Origin of the sequence: Algihabitans sp., assembly GCF_965226985.1 — a bacterium.
In the GTDB taxonomy this organism is placed as follows: Bacteria; Pseudomonadota; Alphaproteobacteria; order Kiloniellales; family DSM-21159; genus Algihabitans.
The window spans coordinates 3,259,703-3,279,484 of sequence record NZ_OZ245712.1; the positions used below are offsets into that span (position 1 = coordinate 3,259,703).

Here is a 19,782-nt window from a genome sequence, read left to right on the forward strand (position 1 = left end):
ATCCATCGAGGCTCCTGAAGGATTCGTACCGAACCTCATGACAGACGCTGTCGCAGCCGATGGCCACGGGCAGACCGAGGCTCTCTCCACGCCGCTGATCGCGTTGCACCGCGAACTTGGCGGCAAGCTGGTCGATTTCGCCGGCTACCTGCTGCCGGTGCAGTACCCGGCCGGCATCATGACCGAGCACAAGCACTGCCGCGACTCGGCCGCGCTGTTCGACGTGTCCCACATGGGTCAGGTCGAGTTGACGGGAGAGGGCGCGGACAGCGCGCTGGAAAGGCTGGTTCCGGGCGAGCTGCTGAAGCTCGGCGTCGGGCGGCAACGCTACGGCTTCCTGACCAACGAGGCCGGGGGAATCCTGGACGACCTGATCGTCGCACGCCTGCCAGATCGCCTTTTCGTGGTGGTGAACGGCGCCTGCAAGCGGGCCGATATCGCCCACCTGCAGGCCAAGCTGCCGGGTGTAACCGTCACGGAGCTGAGCGACCGCGCTCTGATCGCCCTGCAGGGCCCCAAGGCGGTGGAGGCGCTGGCGCGCCACGCCCCTGCGGCGGCAGAGCTGAGTTTCCTGTCGATCGCCGAAATGGACCTCGCCGGCGTGCCGGCCCTGGTCAGCCGCTCGGGCTACAGCGGCGAGGACGGCTTCGAAATCTCCCTGCCCACCGAGCGAGCCGAAGAGGTGGCCCGCCTGCTGCTGGCGGAACCCGAGGTCATGCCGGCCGGCCTGGGCGCGCGGGATTCGCTGCGCCTAGAAGCCGGCCTCTGCCTCTACGGCCACGATCTGACGCCGGAGACCACGCCGGTGGAGGCCGGCCTGGCCTGGGCCATCGGCAAGCGGCGCCGTGCGGAGGGTGGCTTTCCCGGCGCCGAGGTCATCCTGCGCCAGCTCGCCGAGGGTCCGCCGCGCCGCCGCGTCGGTCTCAGACCCGAGGGCCGCGCGCCGGTCCGCGAAGGCGCGGCGCTGTTCGACGCCGAGGGTCAGGCCGTGGGCAGCGTGACGAGCGGCGGTTTCGGCCCGACGGTCGGCGGACCGGTCGCCATGGGCTACGTCACGGCCGAGCTGGCAACGCCGGGCGGCCAGCTTTTCGCAGAGGTCAGGGGCAAGCGGCTTCCGGTGACGGTGGCCGACCTGCCCTTCGTGCAGCAGCGTTACGTCAAGTAAGCGCGATCCAGAGGGGGCAAGTCATGAGCGATACGAAATACACCGGCGATCACGAATGGGTTCGGGTCGAAGGCGATACGGCGACGGTCGGCATCACCAACTACGCGCAGGAGCAGTTGGGCGATGTCGTCTTCGTCGACCTGCCGGAGGCTGGCATCGACCTGGAGAAGGGCAGCGAGGCCGCGACGGTCGAATCGGTGAAGGCCGCCAGCGAAGTCTACGCCGCCGTCTCGGGCGCGGTGATCGAGGTCAACGAGGCCCTGACCGACGAACCCGGTCTGGTGAACAGCGCCCCCGAGGGCGAGGGCTGGTTCTTCAAGCTGAAGCTCGGAAATCCGGCCGAACTGGACGAGTTGATGGACGCCGCAGCCTACAAGAACTACTGCGCCGGGCTCGACTGAGCCGACCGCTTCCTTTCCTTCCCGCAACGAGGATGACGCCGTGCAGGACCGAACCCAGTCGAACCGCGAAAGCGCCCGCCCCTCCCTCAGCCAGCTGGAGCAGCGCGACGACTTCGTGCGGCGCCACATCGGGCCGGGCGAACCGCAGATCGCGAAGATGCTGTCCGACCTGGGCCTCGGCAGCCTGGACAGGCTGATCGACAAGGCGGTGCCCAGCCAGATCCGCATGGAGCGACCGCTGGAGCTGCCGCCGGTGCTGAGCGAGCGGGAGGCGCTGCATCGCCTGCGCGAGATGGCGGACCGCAACAGGGTCCTGACCTCGATGATCGGCATGGGCTACTACGGTACGGTCACACCGGGCGTGATCCAGCGCAACATCCTGGAGAATCCGGCCTGGTACACGGCCTACACGCCCTATCAGGCCGAGGTCAGCCAGGGCCGTTTGGAAGCTCTGCTGAACTACCAGCAGATGGTGATCGACCTGACGGGGCTGGAGATCGCCAACGCCTCCCTGCTGGACGAGGCGACGGCGGCGGCCGAGGCCATGACCCTGGCCCGCCGGGTTGCCAAGGCCAAGGGAAGCGCCTTCTTCGTCGACCGGGACTGCCACCCGCAGACTCTGGCGGTGGTGCAGACCCGCGCCGAGCCGCTAGGCATCGAGGTGATCGTCGGCGATCCCCTGAGCGACCTGCCGGATACCGGCCTGTTCGGCCTGCTGCTGCAGTACCCGGGTTCGAGCGGAGAGATCCGCGACTACCGCCCCGCGGTCGAGGCAATCCATGCCCAGAAGGGCCTGGCCATCGCCGCCACCGACCTGCTGGCGCTGACCCTGCTGACGCCGCCGGGGGACTGGGGCGCCGACGTCTGCGTCGGCTCGGCCCAGCGCTTCGGCGTACCGATGGGCTACGGCGGCCCGCACGCCGCCTTCATGGCGACCAAGGACGCCTATAAGCGCCAGACGCCGGGCCGCATCATCGGCGTGTCGGTCGACCGTTTCGGGCGGCCGGCGCTGCGCATGGCGCTGCAGACACGCGAGCAACACATCCGGCGGGAGAAGGCGACCAGCAACATCTGTACCGCGCAGGTCCTGCTGGCGGTCATCGCCGGCATGTATGCCGTCTACCACGGCCCCGACGGCCTGACGACCATCGCCCGCCGCGTTCACCGCTTCGCCGCCATCCTGGCCGAGGGCCTGCGCCGCCTGGGCTACGAGATCGAGACGGAAAGCTACTTCGACACGCTGCGGATCAAGGTTCCGAACCGCGCCCAGACCCTGCTGATGCGCGCGCGCGACGCCAAGATGAACCTGCGCGAGGTCGACGCTCACACCCTGGGCATCTCCCTGGACGAGACCACGCGGCGGGAGGAGGTCGAGGCGCTCTGGCGGGTCTTCGCCGCCGACGCCGACGTGCGGCTGGACATCGAGGAACTGGACACCACCGTCGAGGACGCCCTGCCGAGGGCGCTGGCCCGCAGCTCCTCCTTCCTCGACCACGAGGTCTTTCACCTCTATCACGGCGAAACGGAGATGCTGCGCTACCTGCGGCGCCTGGCGGAGAAGGACATCGCCCTCGACCGGGCCATGATCCCGCTCGGCTCCTGCACCATGAAGCTGAACGCCAGCGCCGAGATGATGCCGGTGACCTGGCGCAACTTCGCGCACATCCATCCCTTCGCGCCGCTGGACCAGACCCAGGGCTACCAGCAGCTCTTCGAGGAGCTGGAGGCCTGGCTCTGCGAGATCACCGGTTTCGACGCCGTCTCCCTGCAGCCCAACGCCGGCAGCCAGGGCGAGTACGCCGGCCTGCTGACCATCCGCAAGTATCACCACAGCCGGGGCGAGCCGCAGCGGGATGTCTGCCTGATCCCGACCTCGGCCCACGGCACCAATCCGGCCAGCGCCATCATGGCCGGGATGCGGGTCGTGCTGGTCGACTGCGACGAGAGCGGCAACATCGATCTGGAGGACCTGAAGGCCAAGGCCGGCGAGCACGCCGAGAAGCTGGCGGCCCTGATGGTCACCTACCCCTCCACCCACGGCGTCTTCGAGGCGGCGATCAAGGAGATCTGCCAGGCCGTCCACGACCACGGCGGCCAGGTCTACATGGACGGCGCCAACCTGAACGCCCTGGTGGGCATCGCGCGCCCTGCGGAGATCGGCGCCGACGTCAGCCATATGAACCTGCACAAGACCTTCTGCATTCCGCATGGCGGCGGCGGGCCGGGCATGGGGCCGATCGGCGTCAAGAGCCATCTGGCTCCCTTCCTGCCGGATCACCCCGTTGTGGCCGGCGTCAACCCGGCGGCGGGCGAGTCGGGCACCATCGGCACGGTCTCGGCGGCGCCCTGGGGCTCCTCCTCGATCCTACCGATCTCCTGGGCCTACATCGCCATGATGGGCGGCCCGGGCCTGACCCGCGCCACCCAGCTCGCGATCCTGAGCGCCAACTACATGGCCAAGCAGCTTTCGGCGGCCTATCCGGTGCTCTACAGCGGCCCGGACGGGCTGGTGGCGCACGAATGCATCATCGACACCCGGGTCCTGAAAGACGAAGCCGGCATCACCGTGGACGACGTGGCCAAGCGGCTGATCGACTTCGGCTTCCACGCGCCGACCATGTCCTGGCCGGTCGCCGGCACCATGATGATCGAGCCGACCGAATCAGAGGCGATGCGCGAGCTGGACCGCTTCTGCCAGGCTATGCTGGCGATCAAGGCGGAGGCCGACGCGGTGGCCGCCGGGCGCTTGCCGGCCGAGGACAACCCGCTGGTCAACGCGCCCCATCCCCTGGCCGAGGTCACGGCAGCGGAGTGGGATCACCCCTACAGCCGCGCTGAAGCCGCCTTCCCGGTCGAGTCTCTCAAGCAGGACAAGTACTGGGCCCCGGTCGGCCGGGTCGACAACGCCCACGGCGATCGCCACCTGGTTTGCACCTGCCCGCCGCTGGAGGCCTACAAGGAAGCGGCGGAATAGAACAAAAGAGACTCAGAGACTGTTTGAGAATGGGCCTGGAGACCCATTCTCGGCTCTGTTCCGTCCCTCTCCCCCACCCGGCCACCCATTCAGGATACTGTCGGCGGGCGGCCGGGTGGGGGAGAGGGACGGAACAGAGCAGTCTCAAACGGTCTCTCAGCTCAGCTTCTTGACCACGCGGACGATCCCCGGATCGTCCGTGTGGCGCGAGAGGGTGAAGCCCAGTTCCTTATTCATCTGGAGCATGCGCTCGTTCTCGGTGAGGACGTCGCCCCAGACCTCGCCGATGCCGCGCTCCTCCGCATAGGCCAGGATGCGTTGCATCAGCAGGTAGCCTAGGCCGCGCCCCTTCAGCTCGGAGCGGACGGAGACGGCGTATTCGGCACGGGCGTTGTCGGGATCGGCAGCGACTCGCACGACGCCCCAGATCTCGCCGGGCTTGTCGGCAGGTTCGGCGACCAGCGCCATTTCCCGGTTGTAGTCGATCTGGGTCAGCCGCGCCGCCGACTCATGATCCAGCGCCTTCATGTAGTGGAAGAAGCGCATATGCACGTCGTCCGCCGTCATGGAGCTGTAGGTCTCGACCAGCGCGGCCTCATCTTCCGGCCGGACCGGGCGCAGCTTGACCGCGGTGCCGTCGCGCATCTCGCCGTCCTGCTCCAGGTGCTTCGGATAGGGCCGGATCGCCAGCCGCCAGGCCGGGCGGCGCGAGGCGTCGGGCGCCGCCTGCACCCGAACCCGCGCGTCCAGCGCCAACACGCCCTCGGCGTCGGCCAGCAGCGGATTGATGTCGATCTCCGCGATCTCCTGAAAGTCGGCGGCCAATTGAGACAGATCGATCAGGGCGCGAGCGACGGCGTCCAGGTCGGCCGCCGGTTGGTCGCGGTAGCCCTGCAGCAGCCCGTGAATCCGAGTCTCGCCGATCATCGCGCGGGCCAGGGTCATGTTCAGCGGCGGTAGAGCAAGCGCCTTGTCCTTCAACACTTCGACCGCCGTTCCGCCGGCCCCGAACAGCACAACCGGTCCGAACTGCAGGTCCTCGACGATGCCCAGGATCAGCTCGTGGGCACCGGGGCGCCGTGCCATCTGCTGCACGGTGAAACCGGTGATGCGGGCATCGGGCTGAGCCTGCTGGCAGCGGCGCAGCATGCGCTCCGTCTCGCGCTGCAGCTGCTCCGGGCTCTCGATGTCCAGCTTGACGCCGCCCACGTCCGACTTGTGGGTGATGTCCGGCGAAAGGATCTTCAGCGCCACCGGGAAGCCGATGTCTTCCGCCGCCGCCAGCGCCGCCTCGGCGTCGGCCACCTCGCGGGTCTGCACGATGGGGATGTTGTAGGCAGCCATCACCCGCTTGGCCTCCGGCTCTGTCAGCCACTCCCGACCCTCCGCCAAGGCGCCCTGCAGCAGCTCGCGCACCGTCTCCTGATCCGGCTCGGCATGGGGCGGGACGGAGTCCGGCGTCTGCATCAGAAGCTCCTGGTTCCGGCGATAGCGGACCAGATGCATGAAGGCGCGCACCGCCTGTTCGGGCGTCGGGTAGGTCGGCAGGGCCTTGCTCGCGAAGAGCCGCCGCGCGGCCTGGGGCGCCTCCTCGCCCAGCCAGGCGGTGAAGACCGGCTTGCGGCGCCCGTCGGCCTCCTCGATCGCCTTGACCACAGAGGTCGCAGCGTCCAGCGGGTCGGCGACGGCGACGGGGCAGTTCATGACCAGCACGGCATCGACCTGACGGTCGGCCAGCAGGCCGGCCAGCGCGGCCTCGTAGCGCTCACCCGGCGCATCGCCGATGATGTCGACCGGGTTACCCCGGCTCCAGGTCTCCGGCAGCACGCCGTCCAGGCGAGTCAAAGTCTCCGGGGAAAGCTCGGCCAGCTTGCCGCCGCCCTCGATCAGCGCATCGGTCGCCAGCACGCCGAGCCCGCCGCCGTTGGTCAGGATCGCCAGGCGTTCGCCCACCGTGCGGGCCTGGCGCGCGCTGTTCGACAGGGTCTCGGCGGCGTCGAACAGCTCCTCCAGGGTGTAGACCCGCAGCATGCCGGCCCGCTTGAAGGCGGCGTCGTAGACGGCGTCGGAGCCGGCCAGGGCGCCGGTGTGGCTGGCCGCCGCCTTCATCCCTTCGGCATGGCGGCCGCCCTTGATGACGATGACCGGCTTCGCCCGCGCCGCCGCCCGTGCCGCCGACATGAACTTGCGGGCGTGGGTCACCGCCTCGACGTAGAGCAGGATCGCGCGGGTATCGCGGTCGTTGGCCAGGTAGTCCAGCAGGTCGCCGAAATCCACGTCGGCCATGTCGCCGAGCGAGACCACCTTGGAAAAGCCGATGCCGCGCGGCGTCGCCCAGTCCAGCATGGCCGTGACCATGGCGCCCGACTGGGTCAGGAAGGCCAGGTTGCCGCTCTTCGCGCCGATATGGGCGAAGCTGGCGTTGAGCCCCAGCGGCGGCACCATCATGCCGACGCAGTTCGGCCCGACCAGCCGCAGGGTGTGGGGCTGCGCCGCGTCCAGAACCGCCTGCCGGCGCTTATGCCCCGCCTCGTCGCCGCCCTCGCCGAAGCCGGCAGTGATGACCACGCAGGCCTTGGTGCCCCGCGCGCCCAACTCGCCAACCAGCCCGGCGACCGTGTCCGGCGGCGTGCAGATCACCGCCAGGTCGGGCGCGAAAGGCAGCCCGGCCACGTCCGGATAGGCCAAGACGCCTTCCACCGCCTCCGCCTTGGGGTTCACCGGCATGACCGGCCCGGCGAAGCCGCTGTGGAAGAGATTGCGGGCCACCACCTGCCCCACCGACTTCTCGCGGTTGCTCGCCCCGATCAGCGCGATCGAGCGGGGGGCGAAAAGCTTGTCGAGATGGCGGACAGACATGAAGGCTCCTAAGCATGAAAGATATGCTGCGCTGCAGCACAAACCGGTCGGAGCTTAAACTGGGGGTGTTACGGGCGTTTTGCTATAGGTCAGGTCGGCCTGTCGTGAACCACCGAAAAAGCCGTCTTTCTGGCAGGCGGCCTCCGTGACTCTCCGCTGACGCGCTAAGTCGCGCTCTCCGCCGCGCCCTCGGCGCCGCTCGGCGGCTTGCGCACCGGATAGAGCCGCGCGAGATGCCAGAGTAACAGCAACGCAGGCACCGCCAGCAGGGTCGTCGCCAGGAAGAAGCCCGGCCAGCCCAGCCATTCGGCGAACCAGCCCGCGTTGGCGGCCAGCACCGTGCGGCCGAAGGCCATCAGGGAGGTCAGCAGCGCATACTGTGTCGCCGTGAAGGCGAGATTGCAGAGGGACGAAAGGTAGGCGACGAAGGCCGCCGACCCGAGCCCGCCGGTGAAGTTGTCCGCCCCCACCGCGATCGCCAGGGCCCGCAGGTCGTGGCCCTGGGTGGCCAGCCAGGCGAAGATCAGGTTGGTCGCGGCCTGCAGCACGCCGCCGATGGCCAGGGCCGGCAGGATGCCGAGCCGCGCCACCAGCAGACCGCCGGCGAAGACCCCAAGCATGGTCATGACCACGCCGAAGACCTTGGTGACGCTGGCGATCTCCACCCCGGAAAAGCCCAGGTCGAAGTAGAAGGGGTTGGCCATCGCCCCGGCTACCGCGTCGCCGTACTTGTAGAGCAGCACGAAGGCCAGGATCACCAGCCAGCCGCGCCGTTTGGTGAAGTCGGTCAGGGGGTCGACCGCCGCGTGGCGCAGCCAGGCCGCCGGCTGCTTCGGCGGCGGCGGACGGCGGTTGACCGGCTCCGCCCCGATCAGGGTGCCCAGAATGCCAATGCCGATCAGCGCCGCCATGATCGCGTAGACCCACGACCAGGCGATGAAATCGGCCAGCGCCAGCGCACCGGCGCCGGAGGCCAGCAGCCCGACCCGGTAGCCCGCCTGGGTCATGGCGGCGCCGGCCCCCTGCTCGTGCTCGGCCAGAATCTCGATCCGGTAGGCGTCGATCACGATGTCCTGGCTGGCCGAGAGGAAGGCCATCAGCAGCGCCGCCAGCGCTAGGAAGCCGATGGACTGCGCCGGGTCGCCCTGCCCCACCAGCACGATGGAGCCGATCAGCAGAAGCTGGATCAGCAGCAACCAACCCCGCCGCAGGCCGAGCCAGCGGGTCAGGAACGGCAGGCGCAGGTGGTCCAGCAGCGGCGCCCAAACGAACTTCAGGCTGTAGGGCGTGGCCACGGTCAGTAGTCCGCCGATGGCCGCCAGCCCGACATCGGCCTCGCGCAGCCAGAAGGACAGGGTGGAAAAACCCAGCAGCAGCGGCAGCCCGCTGGAAAAGCCCATCAGGAAGATGACGAGCTGGCGCCGCGTGCGGTACACGGCTAGGGCTTCGCGCCATCCACGGGTATCGACGGAGAAGAATGCAGCCATCGGGCAAGGTTCTAGACTGCGGGCCGGGGTCGGTCCAAACACCAATGTTCGCTGTGGTCGCAAAGGCAAAAGTCCGGACTCCGAACCGGACGGGACGAAAGGGAGGATGAAACCGCCGTGTTCGTGCTGGGCCTGACCGGCTCCATCGGCATGGGCAAGTCCACGGCCGCCGCCTTGCTGCGCCGCCTGGGCCTGCCGGTGCATGATGCCGACGCAGCCGTGCATCGCCTGCTGGCCGCCGGCGGCGCGGCCGTGTCCCCGGTGCTCGCGGCCTTCCCCGATGTGGCGGCATCGGACGGCGGCATCGACCGCCGGGCGCTGGGGCGCCAGGTCTTCCGCGACGGCACCGCCCTGAAACGGCTGGAGGCCATCCTGCACCCCCTGGTGCGGGCGGAGGCGCTGCGCTTTCTGGCCCGGCAACAGCGCCTGGGCGCGGCGGTCGTGATCCTCGACATCCCGCTGCTCTATGAGACCGGGGGGGAGGCTCTCTGCGACGCCGTCATCGTGGTCACCGCCCCGGCCTGGCTACAGGCCCAGCGGGTGCTGCGCCGTCCCGGCATGACGCCGGAGACCTTCGCCGCCATCAAGGCCAAGCAACTACCGGACGCCGAGAAGCGCCGCCGCGCCGACGTCCTGGTTCAGACCGGCCTGGGCAAGGGCGACACCTTGCGGCGACTCCGCCGGATTGCCAGAGTCGCGGCAGGCTGCGAGGGCGAGGCTTGGCCGCCGCGCAGCGGCCTGCAGCCCCTGCTGGCCAAGACCCTCGCTTCCGGAGGGCAGGGTCCGGGCGGGCAGGGTCCGGACGGGCAGGCTGCGGGATCGAAAAGGGAGGCCTGAGACCATGCGCGAGATCGTTCTGGATACCGAGACCACGGGCCTGGACCCGCTGCAGGGCCACCGCATCATCGAGCTGGCGGCGCTGGAGCTGGTCAACCACATGGCCACCGGCCGCTCCTGGCGCGAATACATCGACCCGGAACGCGAGGTGGAGGAGGACGCGCGCCGCGTCCACGGCATCGACAACGCCTTCCTGGAGGGCAAACCGAAGTTCGCGGCGGTGGCCGAGGGCTTTCTGGAGTTCCTGGACGGCGCCGCCATCGTGGCGCACAACGCGGCCTTCGACATGGGCTTCCTCAACGCCGAACTGCTGCGCCTGGGCAAGTCCGAACTGTCCAACCCGGTGATCGACACCCTGGCGATGGCGCGCCAGCGCTTCCCCGGCTCCCCAAGCTCCCTGGACGCCCTCTGCCGCCGCTTCGAGATCGACAACTCCTCGCGCACCTACCACGGCGCGCTGCTGGACTGCGAACTGCTCGCCGAGGTCTACCTGGAACTCAAGGGGGGCCGCCAACCGGGCTTCAGCCTCGCCGAGGAGAGAAGCGGCGGCAGCCGAGGCGGCGGTCCCGCCCTGGTCGCCCTCGACAGCACGAGCAGCAAACCCCGCCGTGAGCCACGCCCTCATGCCGCCACGGCGGAGGAGCTGGAAGCGCACAAGGCCATGCTGTCGGAGATCAAGGATCCGCTATGGGGGCGGGGATAGCTCGGCAGTCTGCGGCCAGCCTCCCGCCAAGTTCGTAACGTCGGAGCCTGACTAACGGGCACCCGCCCAGTCCAGGGCATCCTCCAGGCGGTCGTCGCCCCAGAAGAGTTCTTCGCCGACGACGAAGGAGGGCGCGCCGAAGATGCCCTTGGCCTTGGCCTCCTCGACGGAGTCCCGAAGGCGCAGCTTGTTGGCCTCGGCATTGGCCTGGGCGGTCGCGTCGGCTGGGGCTCCTGCCTGGTTCGCGAGCCTGCCGAGCAGACCTTCGTCGGCAATGTCCGCACCCTCCACGAATTGGGCCTGGAAGACGCGGCGGCAGAAGGTCTCGCCCCAGTTCGCATCCAGGCCGACCAGCGCGAGGCGGGCGGCCTTGAGACCGTTCTGCGGAAAGGGCGCCGCGTCGTCCGGGCTACGGCGTCTAAAGGGCAGGCCAAACTTGGCGGCGCGGCGTTCCATGTCGCGCCACATGTAGGCGCCCTTGCCCGGATAGAGGTTGAAGGGCGAGGTGGTCAGGCCCTGCCCCGCGAAGATCGGCCCCAGCAGCAGAGGGCGCCAGGCGACGGCAACGCCCCGCTCGCGGGCCAGATCGCTCAGCCGCATCACCGAGAGGTAGGAATAGGTCGAGGCGAACTCGAACCAGAACTCCATCTTCGACGCCAAGCCACACCTCCCGATCCCGCGCTTTCGACGCGACTATAGCCGGTCGCGCCGCACAGCCCCGAGCCGAATGTGCCAGACCGTCTCTACTCCCACTCCATCTGCTCGAACACTCGCCCTGCGTTCCGGGTGGCAAGCTGTTCGAAGGTGTCCAGGTGGGCGAAGGGCGTCTGATCGACGTAGTAGGCCTCCTTCAGGCTGCCGCCGGCGTCGATCAGGCTGCGGATCTCGCCGCGCAGGTGGACCAGGTAGTCCTTCGTATAGCGGCGCACCTGGTCCATGTTGGTCGGGTGGCCGTGGCCGGGGATGACGTAGGTCGCCTCCAGGGCCTCGAAGGCCTCCCAGCTTTCCAGCCAGGCGGCGGTGTCGGTATCGTCGAAGATCGGCAGCAGGCGCTCGTGGAAGGCCATGTCGCCGGAGATGACAAGGCTCTGTTCCGGCAGCCAGACGACGATGTCGCCGGGCGCGTGAGCCGGCCCCAGGTTCTTCACCTCGACCCGGAAGCGGCCCATCTCGATCACCCTCTCCTCCTCGAAGGTTTCGGTCGGACCCTGCAGGTCGGTGCCCTCCGCCTTGTCACGGTTGTAATCCTGCATGCGCGCCAGGATGTCGCCACCATGGGCCTCGAACTCGGCGGCGGCGTAGCTCTGGGCCAGGATCGGCACTTGCTGTCCGGCCCAGTAGGAGTTGCCGAGCATGGCGTGACCCTGGCCGTTCTCGTTGATCACCAGCCGCACCGGCTCGTCGGTGACGCGCTTGATCTCATCGTGCAGCGCCTCGGCGAGCTGGGCGCAGGCACCGGCGTTGATCACGATCACGCCCTCGCCGGTGACGAGGAAGGAGAGGTTGTTGTTGTGCCCGGAGTTCTCGTAGGTCGGCGGCGCGGTGGCGCCGATGGCCGACCAGACGTGGGGAATCACCTCCACCGGCTTTTGGTAGAGTACCGACTGAGGATACTGATCGGCGATCTGCTCGCTGGCCCCAGCCGGGGCAGCCGTCAGGAGGATTGCAGTGAGAAGAGAAGCCACTAGGCGGGGGAGCGGGCTCTGAGTCTGAAACTGGGCGGCCATCGGCGGTTTCCCTGGCAAGAGCGGGCGCGCGGGGGCAAGGGCGAGACGAGACCGGTCTGACGGTTCACCTTTCGAGAGGCGGTCTCGAGACGCAGGAGCCATCGGCCCACCTATCATATCCATATATTAGAATATGAAAAAGACTCGCCAGGTCGCACGCGACCCCGTCAAGTCGGTTAACGTTAAGGTTAATTCTTTATGAGATCGTGTGAGCAGCACGCAGTTTGGGCGATCGCATCACACCTGCAGGGCCCGCCTCGACCAGCCCGAGTCAGCCTGCTTGTTCCGGCCCACCGCACGACCAATGCCCGCCGGTCGAGAACCGGACCTGCGGCTGGGCCTTCCGGTGGCTTCTGAGGCTCGGTACAACAGGGCTCGGCAAAACGGGGGCGCCAAGGCGCCGAGAGACACCATGACGACTCTGTCGGTTCATCACACGACGGTCTATCGCTACGCACGGCCCGTGCGCTTCGGCGAACATCGCCTGATGTTCCGGCCGCGCGACAGCCACGACCTGCGCCTGATCGATACCTCTCTGACGATCTCGCCGAGCGCCGAGGTGCGCTGGCTGCACGACGTCTTTTCCAACTCCATCGCCATCGCCAGCTTCACCGAGCCGGCCACCGAACTACGCTTCGACTCACAAATCACCGTTGAGCACTATGGCCTGGAGGGCGTGCCGGAGTTCCCGCTCGAGCCCTATGCCCGCACCTACCCCTTCAGCTATTCCTCGCAGGAGATCCCGGACCTGGGCCGCACCATCGAGCGGCACTATCCCGACCCGGAGGGCAAGATCGACGCCTGGGTCAAGGGCTTCTTCCATGGGCGCAGCTCGCTGGACACCCAGGCGTTGCTGACCGAGATGAACCAGGCCATCGGCACCCAGTTCGGCTACCAGCGGCGCTACGCCGTCGGCACCCAGACGCCGGTGGAGACGCTAGCGCTGGGCAGCGGCTCCTGCCGCGACCTAGCGCTTTTCATGATGTCGGCCGCACGTAGCCTGGGCCTCGCCGCCCGCTTCGTCACTGGCTACCTCTACGATCCCGCGTTGGACCGCCAGGGCACCTCGCGCGCCGGAGGGGCCGGTACCTGCCAGCCAGCGGCCCAGCCTCTCTCGTCCGGACCTGTCGCGAGCGAGGCACTGCCCCTAGCCGAGGCGACGCCGCAGCCGCTGCCGGTCGAGCCGGCGATCCGCGGCGCGGGGGACACTCATGCCTGGGTGCAGATCTACCTGCCGGGCGCCGGCTGGGTGGAGTTCGATCCCACCAACGGCCTGATCGGCGGCAGCCGCCTGATCCGCGTCGGCGTGGCCCGCGACCCAACCCAGGCCATCCCCCTGCAGGGCACCTACACCGGCACACCAGACGACTTCCTGGAGATGTCGGTCGAAGTGGAGGTCACGCGGATCGACAGCGAACCGCCGCAACGCGCCGTCGGGTAACGCGGCGGAGGCGGTAATCTTACCGGCTTACGCCGGTCGGCCCTTCGCCCTTCGACAAGCTCAGGATGAAGGGCCGGGGTATCGTTGATCGGCGGCCCCTCGCCTCTCTCTGAGAGCGGGACGAACCTACCCCGCCCCTTCATGCTGAACCCCCCTTCATCCTGAACCCCCCTTCATCCTGAGCCCTCCTTTCATGCTGAACCCCTCCCCCTTCATGCTGAGCTTGTCGAAGCGCGAGGGGCACGGCCCGAAAGGGCCGTATCGGCTCTGACAGATCATGAAAGCTGGCCCAAAAAGGCGACGACCCGCCGGGGGTCGGGACCGGCGGGTCGTCTTCCAGCCTGCTTTGGGGGGCATGAGAGGCCGGCTGGGAGCCTCGACAGAGAGGGGAAGTCTCCGTGATTCAAAATATGGTTCTGGAAAGTGGCTCGTACAGGCCCGAAATAAGGCGAGAATGTGTTTTCTGGGCAACAGTCGACAAAAAAATGCAATCTTGCGCTATGAATTTGATCTAATTGATTTTTTCTGCGACGAGATAGACCTCGTCGCTCTCCCCCAGGGTGAAATCGCCCCCTTCGCTGTCGGCGAAAAGGGCGGTGACGGCCAGATTCACCTCGGCCAGCATGCGGCGCAGCTCGGCGATGGTGAAGATCCAATGGCTGGCCTCGCGCACCATCCGCTCCTGCCCGCGCGTCAGGCTGTAGCGGGTATCGAGACGGCCGGCCAGCGGCCGATAGCGATTCTCCACCGTGACCGTGACGTCACCGATCCGCAACTCGGCATCAGGCGCGAGGCCGGGCAGCAAGCAGTCGGCAGCCATGGCCGAATGCAGCAGCAGACGGCCGCCCGGGCGCAGCGCCCGACCGAAACCCGCCAGCACCGCGCGGCAATCGTCCGGCGGAAAGTAGCCGAAGGAGTTGCCAAGGCAGATCGCGCCGGGAAATACGCTCTCGAAGGGCAGTGCCCGCAGGTCGAGGTGCCGGATCTCGAAGGCCAGTCCTGCATCGGCGGCAGCGGCACGAACCTCCGCCAAAGCCTCTTCGCTGAGATCGACGGCGGTGGGCGCATAGCCCCGCGCGGCCAAATCCAGGGCGTGGCGGCCGGTGCCGCAGGGCGCGTCCAGCACGGCGTCGCCCTCCTCCAGGTCCAGCAGGTCGGCGGCCAGATCCACCTCGGCCGCGATCCGGGCGTCCGGCACGGCCTGACGCCACATCTCCACCGCCAGACCGGTGAAGAAGCTGCGGTACCACTCGGGATCGGGCGGCGCGGGCGTCTGGACTGCGGCTCTGCCAGGCGCCGACGTGGCCTCGTCAGTCATAGCTGCGGGCGTCTTCGATCACCTTGCCATCATTGGGCAGCTCGCCTGGGTGCAGCAGGGTGACCTCGCCGCGCAGCTTGCAGACAGACTGCAGCGTTTCGCCGAGCTTTTCCGGCAGACCCTCGTAGGAGGTCGTGACCTCGCAATGCAGGGTCATGCGGTCGGACTCGCCGTGGCGGTCGACCACCAGCCGGGCCTTGGCGACCTGGGGGTGGCGCGCGACGACGGCGGCCACCTGTTCGGGATGGACGAACATGCCCTTGATCTTAGCGGTCTGGTCAGCCCGCCCCATCCAGCCCTTGATCCGCAGGTTGGTCCGGCCGCAGGCGCTCTGTCCCGGCAGCAGGGCCGAGAGGTCGCCGGTCGCCAGGCGAATCATGGGGTAGGCCGGGTTGAAGCTGGTCACCACCACCTCGCCGACCTCGCCCTCCGCCACCGGGTCGGCGGTGCCGGGGCGCACGATCTCCAGGATCACGCCCTCGTCCACGACCATGCCTTCGTTTGGCGTAGCGCTATCGGCTCCCCCCTCCGCTCCGTCGGTCTCGTAGGCGATCAAGCCGACCTCGGCGGTCGCGTAGCACTGCCGGACCCGAACGCCGCGCTCGGCGTACTCCTGACGCAGGGAGGGGAAGAGAGCGCCGCCGGAGACCATGGCCTTGGTGATGGAGCTGAGGTCGAGTCCCATCTCGGCCCCCTTGTCGAGCAGAACCTTCAGATAGTCGGGCGTGCCGCACCAGGCTTGGGGCCGCAGATGAGCGATGGCCTGCACCTGCTGTTCGGTATTGCCGACACCAGCCGGCACGACGGCGCAGCCCAGCGCGCGGATGCCCCAGTCCATGATCCAGCCGCCGGGCGTCAGGTGATAGGCGAAGCAGTTGTGCACCACCTCGCCAGGCCGGAAACCGGCGGCGAAGAGCGCACGCGCGAGCCGACCGTAGTCGCTGTCCCGCGCCTCCATCTCGAAGATCGGTCCCGGGGACACGAAGATACGCCCGGCCTCGCCTGGCCCGGCGGCGTTCAGCCCACCAAAGGGCGGCAGCGCCTTCTGCAGTTCGATCAGGTCGTGCTTGCGGGTCACCGGCAGCCGCGCCAGAGCGCTGCGGTCAGTCAGCTCCGCCGACTCCACCCCCTCCAGCCGCTCGGCCCAGCCGCTCGCCAGGGTCTTGAGACGCTTAACCTGATCGCGCAGGGCGGCGAAAAGCGCCACGTCACGCGTCTCGGATGCGCGGGTTTCCAGCTCGTCGAAGTGCATGGGGGCACCCGTCATCCTGCGATCGGTTTCCATCTCCGGCGCAACGGTCGGGCATCCTGCCGCCCGAACATCGGCCGACTTCAGCTCAGCCAGCGCTTGCGGCGCTTGTAGTGCTTGACGTCACGGTAGCTCTTCCGTCCGGTGGCGGAAAGCCCGAGGTAGAACTCCTTGACGTCCTCGTTTTCGCGCAGCTTGTCGGCCGGACCGTCCATGACGACACGGCCGTTTTCCAGGATGTAACCGTACTTGGCGTAGCGCAGCGCCACGTTGGTGTTCTGCTCGGCCAGCAGGATGGTGACGCCCTCCTGCTCATTGATGCGCTTCACAATCTCGAAGATCTGCTCGACCAGCTGCGGCGCCAGTCCCATCGAGGGTTCGTCCAGCAGCACGACCTTGGGCCGGCTCATCAGGGCCCGGCCGATGGCGGTCATCTGCTGCTCGCCACCCGAGGTGTAGCCCGCCTGGCTGCCGCGCCGTTCCTTCAGCCGTGGGAAGTAGTCGTAGACCATCTCCAGGTCCTGCTGGATGCCGGCGCGGTCGCCCCCGCGCGTGTAGGCACCGGTCAACAGGTTTTCCTCGACCGTCAGATGCTCGAAGCAGTGGCGCCCCTCCATCACCTGGATGACGCCGCGCTTGACCAGGTCGTTGGGCGTCATGTCCTGAATCGTTTCGCCCTCCAGTTCGATCGTCCCCTTGGTCACCTCGCCGCGTTCAGCGCGCAGCAGGTTGGAGATCGACTTGAGGGTCGTCGTCTTGCCAGCGCCGTTGGCGCCGAGCAGGGCCACGATCCCGCCCTTCGGCACCGAGAGGGAGACGCCCTTCAGTACCAGGATGACGTGGTCGTAGATGACCTCGATGTTGTTAACCGACATCAGGGCCGGACCGGCCTCGGGCGCGTCCTGCGCGGCGCCGATCCGGGCAGCGTCGGGGGCTAGGTTCGGTTGCGACATCTCGGTTGGATTCCTCGGAAATTAGAGACCCCGACGGGTGTTCGAGGGCCCGGGGCGGCCGCGTCTCTTTCGGAACCGCTCCCCGCCACCAGGAAGAGAGGCGGCGGGGAGCGTCCCGAACGAAGCGGGCGTCCGGCTCAGGCCGGGCTCACTCGCAGGTGCGCGGCGTGATGCCCTTCTCGGCGGCATAGGCCAGAGCGTCGGCCTTGTAAGCCTCCTTCAGCGGCCCCCGGCGCGGCATGTACCAGTCGGAGATGATGTTCCAGCTCTCGCCGTCCCACTGCTGGACGAAGGCCTGGCCGCCACCCTCGTGGTCCTCGCAGGTGATCGCAACCGGCTTGGTGAAGCCGTCCATGCCCAGCGACGCCAGCGTCTCCTCGGTCAGAGTCAGAGACTCCCAGCCGTCGCGGATCTGCTCGCCGGTCAGGGTCTGGCCCTCGCCGTGGATGGCCTGGGCCGCGCGAATGGCCTCGACCTGCATGGCCATCAGGAAGACACCGCGGTTGTAGAGGACCTGCCCCCAGGCGGCGTCGCGGGCCGCTTCGGCGTCGCCGCCGTAGACATGCTCGACGATGTCCTGCAGCACCACGTAGTCCTCGCCAGGCGCGTGGAAGCTCAGGGCCTTGTAGCCCGTGGCGTCGGCGCCGGCAGGGATCACGTCGGGCTCGGACCCGGACCACCAGATGCCGATGAAGCGGTCCATCGGATAGCCGACGGCGGCCGCTTCCTTCACGGCGGTCGAGTTCATTACGCCCCAGCCCCACATGGCGACCCAGTCAGGACGGACCTGACGGCCGATCTGCAGCCAGGTCGCCTTCTGCTCAAGCCCAGGATGGGCGACGGGGAAGAGGAACAGCTCGAAGCCCTCTTCCTCCGCCAGTCGCTCAAGCGTGGCGATCGGCTCCTTGCCGTAGGCGCTGTCATGATAGACCAGCGCGATCCTCTTGCCCTCCAGGCTGCCGCCTTCCTGGTCGGCGATGTACTGGGTGATGACGTCGGCCCCCGACCAGTAGGTCAGCGGGGCGCTGAAGACGTAAGGGAAGACCGGGCCGTAGGCGGCCGAGGTGCGGCCGTAGCCGGAGGTGAAGAGCGGGATTTTGTCCTGCGTCGCCCGGTCGATCAGCGCGTAGGTGATGCCGGTCGAAAGAGGCTGCACGCCGGCTGCGGTGTCCCGCTTCAGGCGCTCGTAGCACTCCACGCCGCGGTCGTTGTTGTAGCCGGTGTCGCACTCTTCCCAGATCAGCTTCACGCCGCCGACACCGCCGTCGCGCTCGTTGATCAGGGTCAGATAGTCCTCCCAGCCCTGGGCGATGGGAATGCCGTTCGGGGCGTATGGGCCGGACTTGTAGACCAGCAAGGGGATGTACTGCTCCTGCGCCTCGGCGGGTGTCGGCAGAGCCGCCGCCGTGGTCAGAAGCGCCGCACCTGCAGCGGCGATACAAAGGGACTTGAACCGCATCTCAATTGCCTCCCTGGAGTTTGGTTCGTCTTTGGTTTTGGATCCCCCCAGGCCGTTTCGCAGCCGGGGACCTGAAAAACAGGCTAACAGCTTGAAGGGGTGCCCGCTACGCCGCAAACCCCTTGCATCAGTAGGGGAACGGCCAGAGTCTCAGCTTCTCCTTGGCAAGGTTCCAAAGTCTGGCCAGACCGTGCGGCTCGACGATCAGGAAGAAGACGATCAGCGCGCCGAAGATCATGAACTCGATGTGCGCCACCAGCGCGACGGAGATGGTCGGGTCGATCGCCAGCATGCCGTTGCTGAGCGCCAGCGGCAGCAGCACGATGAAGGCCGCGCCCAGGAAGGAGCCCAGGATCGAACCGAGCCCCCCGATGATGATCATGAAGAGCACCTGGAAGGATCGGTTGATCTCGAAGGCCAGGGCCTCAACCGAACCGGTGTAGCAGAAGGCCCAGAGCGCGCCCGAGATGCCGATGAAGAAAGAGCTGACGGCGAAGGCCGAGAGCTTGGCGAACATCGGGCGGATGCCGATGATCTCCGCCGCGATGTCCATGTCGCGGATCGCCATCCAGGTCCGGCCGATCCGGCTGCGCACCAGGTTCTTGGCCAGCAGCGCCAGCAGGGCCACGAAGACCAGCAGGAAGAGGTACTTGGCCTCGGGCGTTCCGGAGGTGCCGGTCACCACCACGCCGGGGACGACCTCGCGCGGCGGCGCGGAGATCACGCCGGAGGGGCTGTAGTTGGTCCACCAGCCGAACTTGTTGAACATCCAGACCAGGAAGAACTGCGCGGCCAGCGTGGCGACCGCCAGATAGAACCCCTTGATCCGCAGCGAGGGGATGCCGAAGAGGATGCCGACGAAGGCGGTACCCAGGCCCGAGAGCAGGAAGATCACGACGATGTGGATCTCGGGGAAGGCGATGGTCAGCTTGTAGGCGAAGAAGGCGCCGCAGGCCATGAAACCGCCGGTGCCGAGGGAGAGCTGACCGCAGTAACCCGTCAGGATGTTCAGCCCGATCGCCGCCAGGGAGAAGACCAGGAAGGGCACCAGGATCGAGTTGAGCATGTACTCGTTGGCGATCAGCGGCACCCCGAAGACCGCGAAGGCCAGCAGCAGCAGGATGCCCCACTTGTCCTGCGCGATCGGGAAGAGGGATTGGTCCGCAGCGTAGCTCGTCTTGAACTGGCCGGCTTCACGGTAAAGCATGG

The 19,782-nt window shown here is 67.8% G+C and carries 15 protein-coding genes; 6 read left to right on the forward strand and 9 right to left on the reverse strand.

Features of this window, described 5'->3' with window-relative positions:
* Positions 1 to 37 precede the first annotated feature (37 nt).
* From gcvT to gcvP, 3 genes are read left to right on the forward strand one after another with little or no spacing between them, the layout of a single operon-like run.
* Entirely contained in the window at positions 38 to 1,165 is a 1,128-nt protein-coding gene (gcvT, locus tag ACO054_RS14900; protein WP_421707376.1) for a glycine cleavage system aminomethyltransferase GcvT, read from the forward strand.
* Positions 1,166 to 1,188: 23 nt separating this feature from the next.
* Entirely contained in the window at positions 1,189 to 1,566 is a 378-nt protein-coding gene (gcvH, locus tag ACO054_RS14905; protein ID WP_421707377.1) for a glycine cleavage system protein GcvH, read from the forward strand.
* A gap of 40 nt (positions 1,567 to 1,606) precedes the next feature.
* A complete protein-coding gene (gcvP, locus tag ACO054_RS14910) occupies positions 1,607 to 4,540 on the forward strand; it encodes an aminomethyl-transferring glycine dehydrogenase (protein WP_421707378.1) in 2,934 nt (977 codons plus the stop codon).
* 156 nt (positions 4,541 to 4,696) lie between these two features.
* Here the strand turns inward: gcvP and ACO054_RS14915 are convergent, their stop codons facing one another.
* Positions 4,697 to 7,399 (reverse strand): GNAT family N-acetyltransferase, encoded by a 2,703-nt coding sequence (locus ACO054_RS14915; RefSeq protein WP_421707379.1) that lies wholly within the window; start codon positions 7,397 to 7,399, stop codon positions 4,697 to 4,699.
* Between the two features lie 164 nt (positions 7,400 to 7,563).
* The gene (locus ACO054_RS14920) at positions 7,564 to 8,886 is read right to left on the reverse strand and encodes an AmpG family muropeptide MFS transporter (protein ID WP_421707380.1); all 1,323 of its coding nucleotides are present in this window, start codon (positions 8,884 to 8,886) and stop codon (positions 7,564 to 7,566) included.
* Between the two features lie 117 nt (positions 8,887 to 9,003).
* On the opposite strand from ACO054_RS14920, the gene coaE reads away from it, so the two are divergent.
* Positions 9,004 to 9,723 (forward strand): dephospho-CoA kinase, encoded by a 720-nt coding sequence (coaE, locus tag ACO054_RS14925; protein ID WP_421707381.1) that lies wholly within the window; start codon positions 9,004 to 9,006, stop codon positions 9,721 to 9,723.
* Positions 9,724 to 9,727: 4 nt separating this feature from the next.
* Complete coding sequence (gene dnaQ / locus ACO054_RS14930) at positions 9,728 to 10,426, forward strand: DNA polymerase III subunit epsilon (protein WP_421707382.1); 699 nt, start codon at positions 9,728 to 9,730, stop codon at positions 10,424 to 10,426.
* A 51-nt stretch (positions 10,427 to 10,477) separates the two neighbouring features.
* On the opposite strand, the gene ACO054_RS14935 is transcribed toward dnaQ, so the two are convergent.
* Positions 10,478 to 11,086 (reverse strand): 2-hydroxychromene-2-carboxylate isomerase, encoded by a 609-nt coding sequence (locus tag ACO054_RS14935; protein ID WP_421707383.1) that lies wholly within the window; start codon positions 11,084 to 11,086, stop codon positions 10,478 to 10,480.
* 83 nt (positions 11,087 to 11,169) lie between these two features.
* Complete coding sequence (locus tag ACO054_RS14940; protein ID WP_421707384.1) at positions 11,170 to 12,153, reverse strand: MBL fold metallo-hydrolase; 984 nt, start codon at positions 12,151 to 12,153, stop codon at positions 11,170 to 11,172.
* A 412-nt stretch (positions 12,154 to 12,565) separates the two neighbouring features.
* Here ACO054_RS14940 and ACO054_RS14945 point away from each other — a divergent pair, with 412 nt between their 5' ends.
* A complete protein-coding gene (locus tag ACO054_RS14945) occupies positions 12,566 to 13,594 on the forward strand; it encodes a transglutaminase family protein (RefSeq protein WP_421707385.1) in 1,029 nt (342 codons plus the stop codon).
* Positions 13,595 to 14,105: 511 nt separating this feature from the next.
* Here the strand turns inward: ACO054_RS14945 and ACO054_RS14950 are convergent.
* The 5 genes from ACO054_RS14950 to ACO054_RS14970 form a co-directional block, all read right to left on the reverse strand.
* Positions 14,106 to 14,912 carry an SAM-dependent methyltransferase gene (locus ACO054_RS14950; protein WP_421707386.1) on the reverse strand — a complete coding sequence of 269 codons (807 nt, stop codon included), beginning with the start codon at positions 14,910 to 14,912 and terminating at the stop codon, positions 14,106 to 14,108.
* Complete coding sequence (locus tag ACO054_RS14955) at positions 14,905 to 16,179, reverse strand: phenylacetate--CoA ligase family protein (protein WP_421707387.1); 1,275 nt, start codon at positions 16,177 to 16,179, stop codon at positions 14,905 to 14,907. The genes ACO054_RS14950 and ACO054_RS14955 overlap by 8 nt, the downstream gene beginning before the upstream one ends.
* A gap of 65 nt (positions 16,180 to 16,244) precedes the next feature.
* Entirely contained in the window at positions 16,245 to 17,114 is an 870-nt protein-coding gene (locus ACO054_RS14960; protein WP_421707388.1) for an ABC transporter ATP-binding protein, read from the reverse strand.
* Between the two features lie 148 nt (positions 17,115 to 17,262).
* On the reverse strand, positions 17,263 to 18,573 hold the full coding sequence (locus ACO054_RS14965; RefSeq protein ID WP_421707389.1) for an ABC transporter substrate-binding protein: 1,311 nt from the start codon (positions 18,571 to 18,573) through the stop codon (positions 17,263 to 17,265).
* Between the two features lie 127 nt (positions 18,574 to 18,700).
* The gene (locus ACO054_RS14970; protein ID WP_421707390.1) at positions 18,701 to 19,780 is read right to left on the reverse strand and encodes a branched-chain amino acid ABC transporter permease; all 1,080 of its coding nucleotides are present in this window, start codon (positions 19,778 to 19,780) and stop codon (positions 18,701 to 18,703) included.
* Positions 19,781 to 19,782 lie beyond the last annotated feature (2 nt).

Excerpts from the sequence above, each read along its gene's own strand:
- ACO054_RS14955 (WP_421707387.1), bottom strand. The coding sequence starts at position 16,179 with ATGACGGGTGCCCCCATGCACTTCGACGAGCTGGAAACCCGCGCATCC.
- ACO054_RS14915 (WP_421707379.1), bottom strand. The coding sequence starts at position 7,399 with ATGTCTGTCCGCCATCTCGACAAGCTTTTCGCCCCCCGCTCGATCGCG.
- ACO054_RS14920 (WP_421707380.1), bottom strand. The coding sequence starts at position 8,886 with ATGGCTGCATTCTTCTCCGTCGATACCCGTGGATGGCGCGAAGCCCTA.
- ACO054_RS14970 (WP_421707390.1), bottom strand. The coding sequence starts at position 19,780 with ATGCTTTACCGTGAAGCCGGCCAGTTCAAGACGAGCTACGCTGCGGAC.
- ACO054_RS14950 (WP_421707386.1), bottom strand. The coding sequence starts at position 14,912 with ATGACTGACGAGGCCACGTCGGCGCCTGGCAGAGCCGCAGTCCAGACG.
- gcvH (WP_421707377.1), top strand. The coding sequence starts at position 1,189 with ATGAGCGATACGAAATACACCGGCGATCACGAATGGGTTCGGGTCGAA.
- dnaQ (WP_421707382.1), top strand. The coding sequence starts at position 9,728 with ATGCGCGAGATCGTTCTGGATACCGAGACCACGGGCCTGGACCCGCTG.
- ACO054_RS14940 (WP_421707384.1), bottom strand. The coding sequence starts at position 12,153 with ATGGCCGCCCAGTTTCAGACTCAGAGCCCGCTCCCCCGCCTAGTGGCT.
- ACO054_RS14965 (WP_421707389.1), bottom strand. The coding sequence starts at position 18,573 with ATGCGGTTCAAGTCCCTTTGTATCGCCGCTGCAGGTGCGGCGCTTCTG.
- ACO054_RS14960 (WP_421707388.1), bottom strand. The coding sequence starts at position 17,114 with ATGTCGCAACCGAACCTAGCCCCCGACGCTGCCCGGATCGGCGCCGCG.
- gcvT (WP_421707376.1), top strand. The coding sequence starts at position 38 with ATGACAGACGCTGTCGCAGCCGATGGCCACGGGCAGACCGAGGCTCTC.
- ACO054_RS14945 (WP_421707385.1), top strand. The coding sequence starts at position 12,566 with ATGACGACTCTGTCGGTTCATCACACGACGGTCTATCGCTACGCACGG.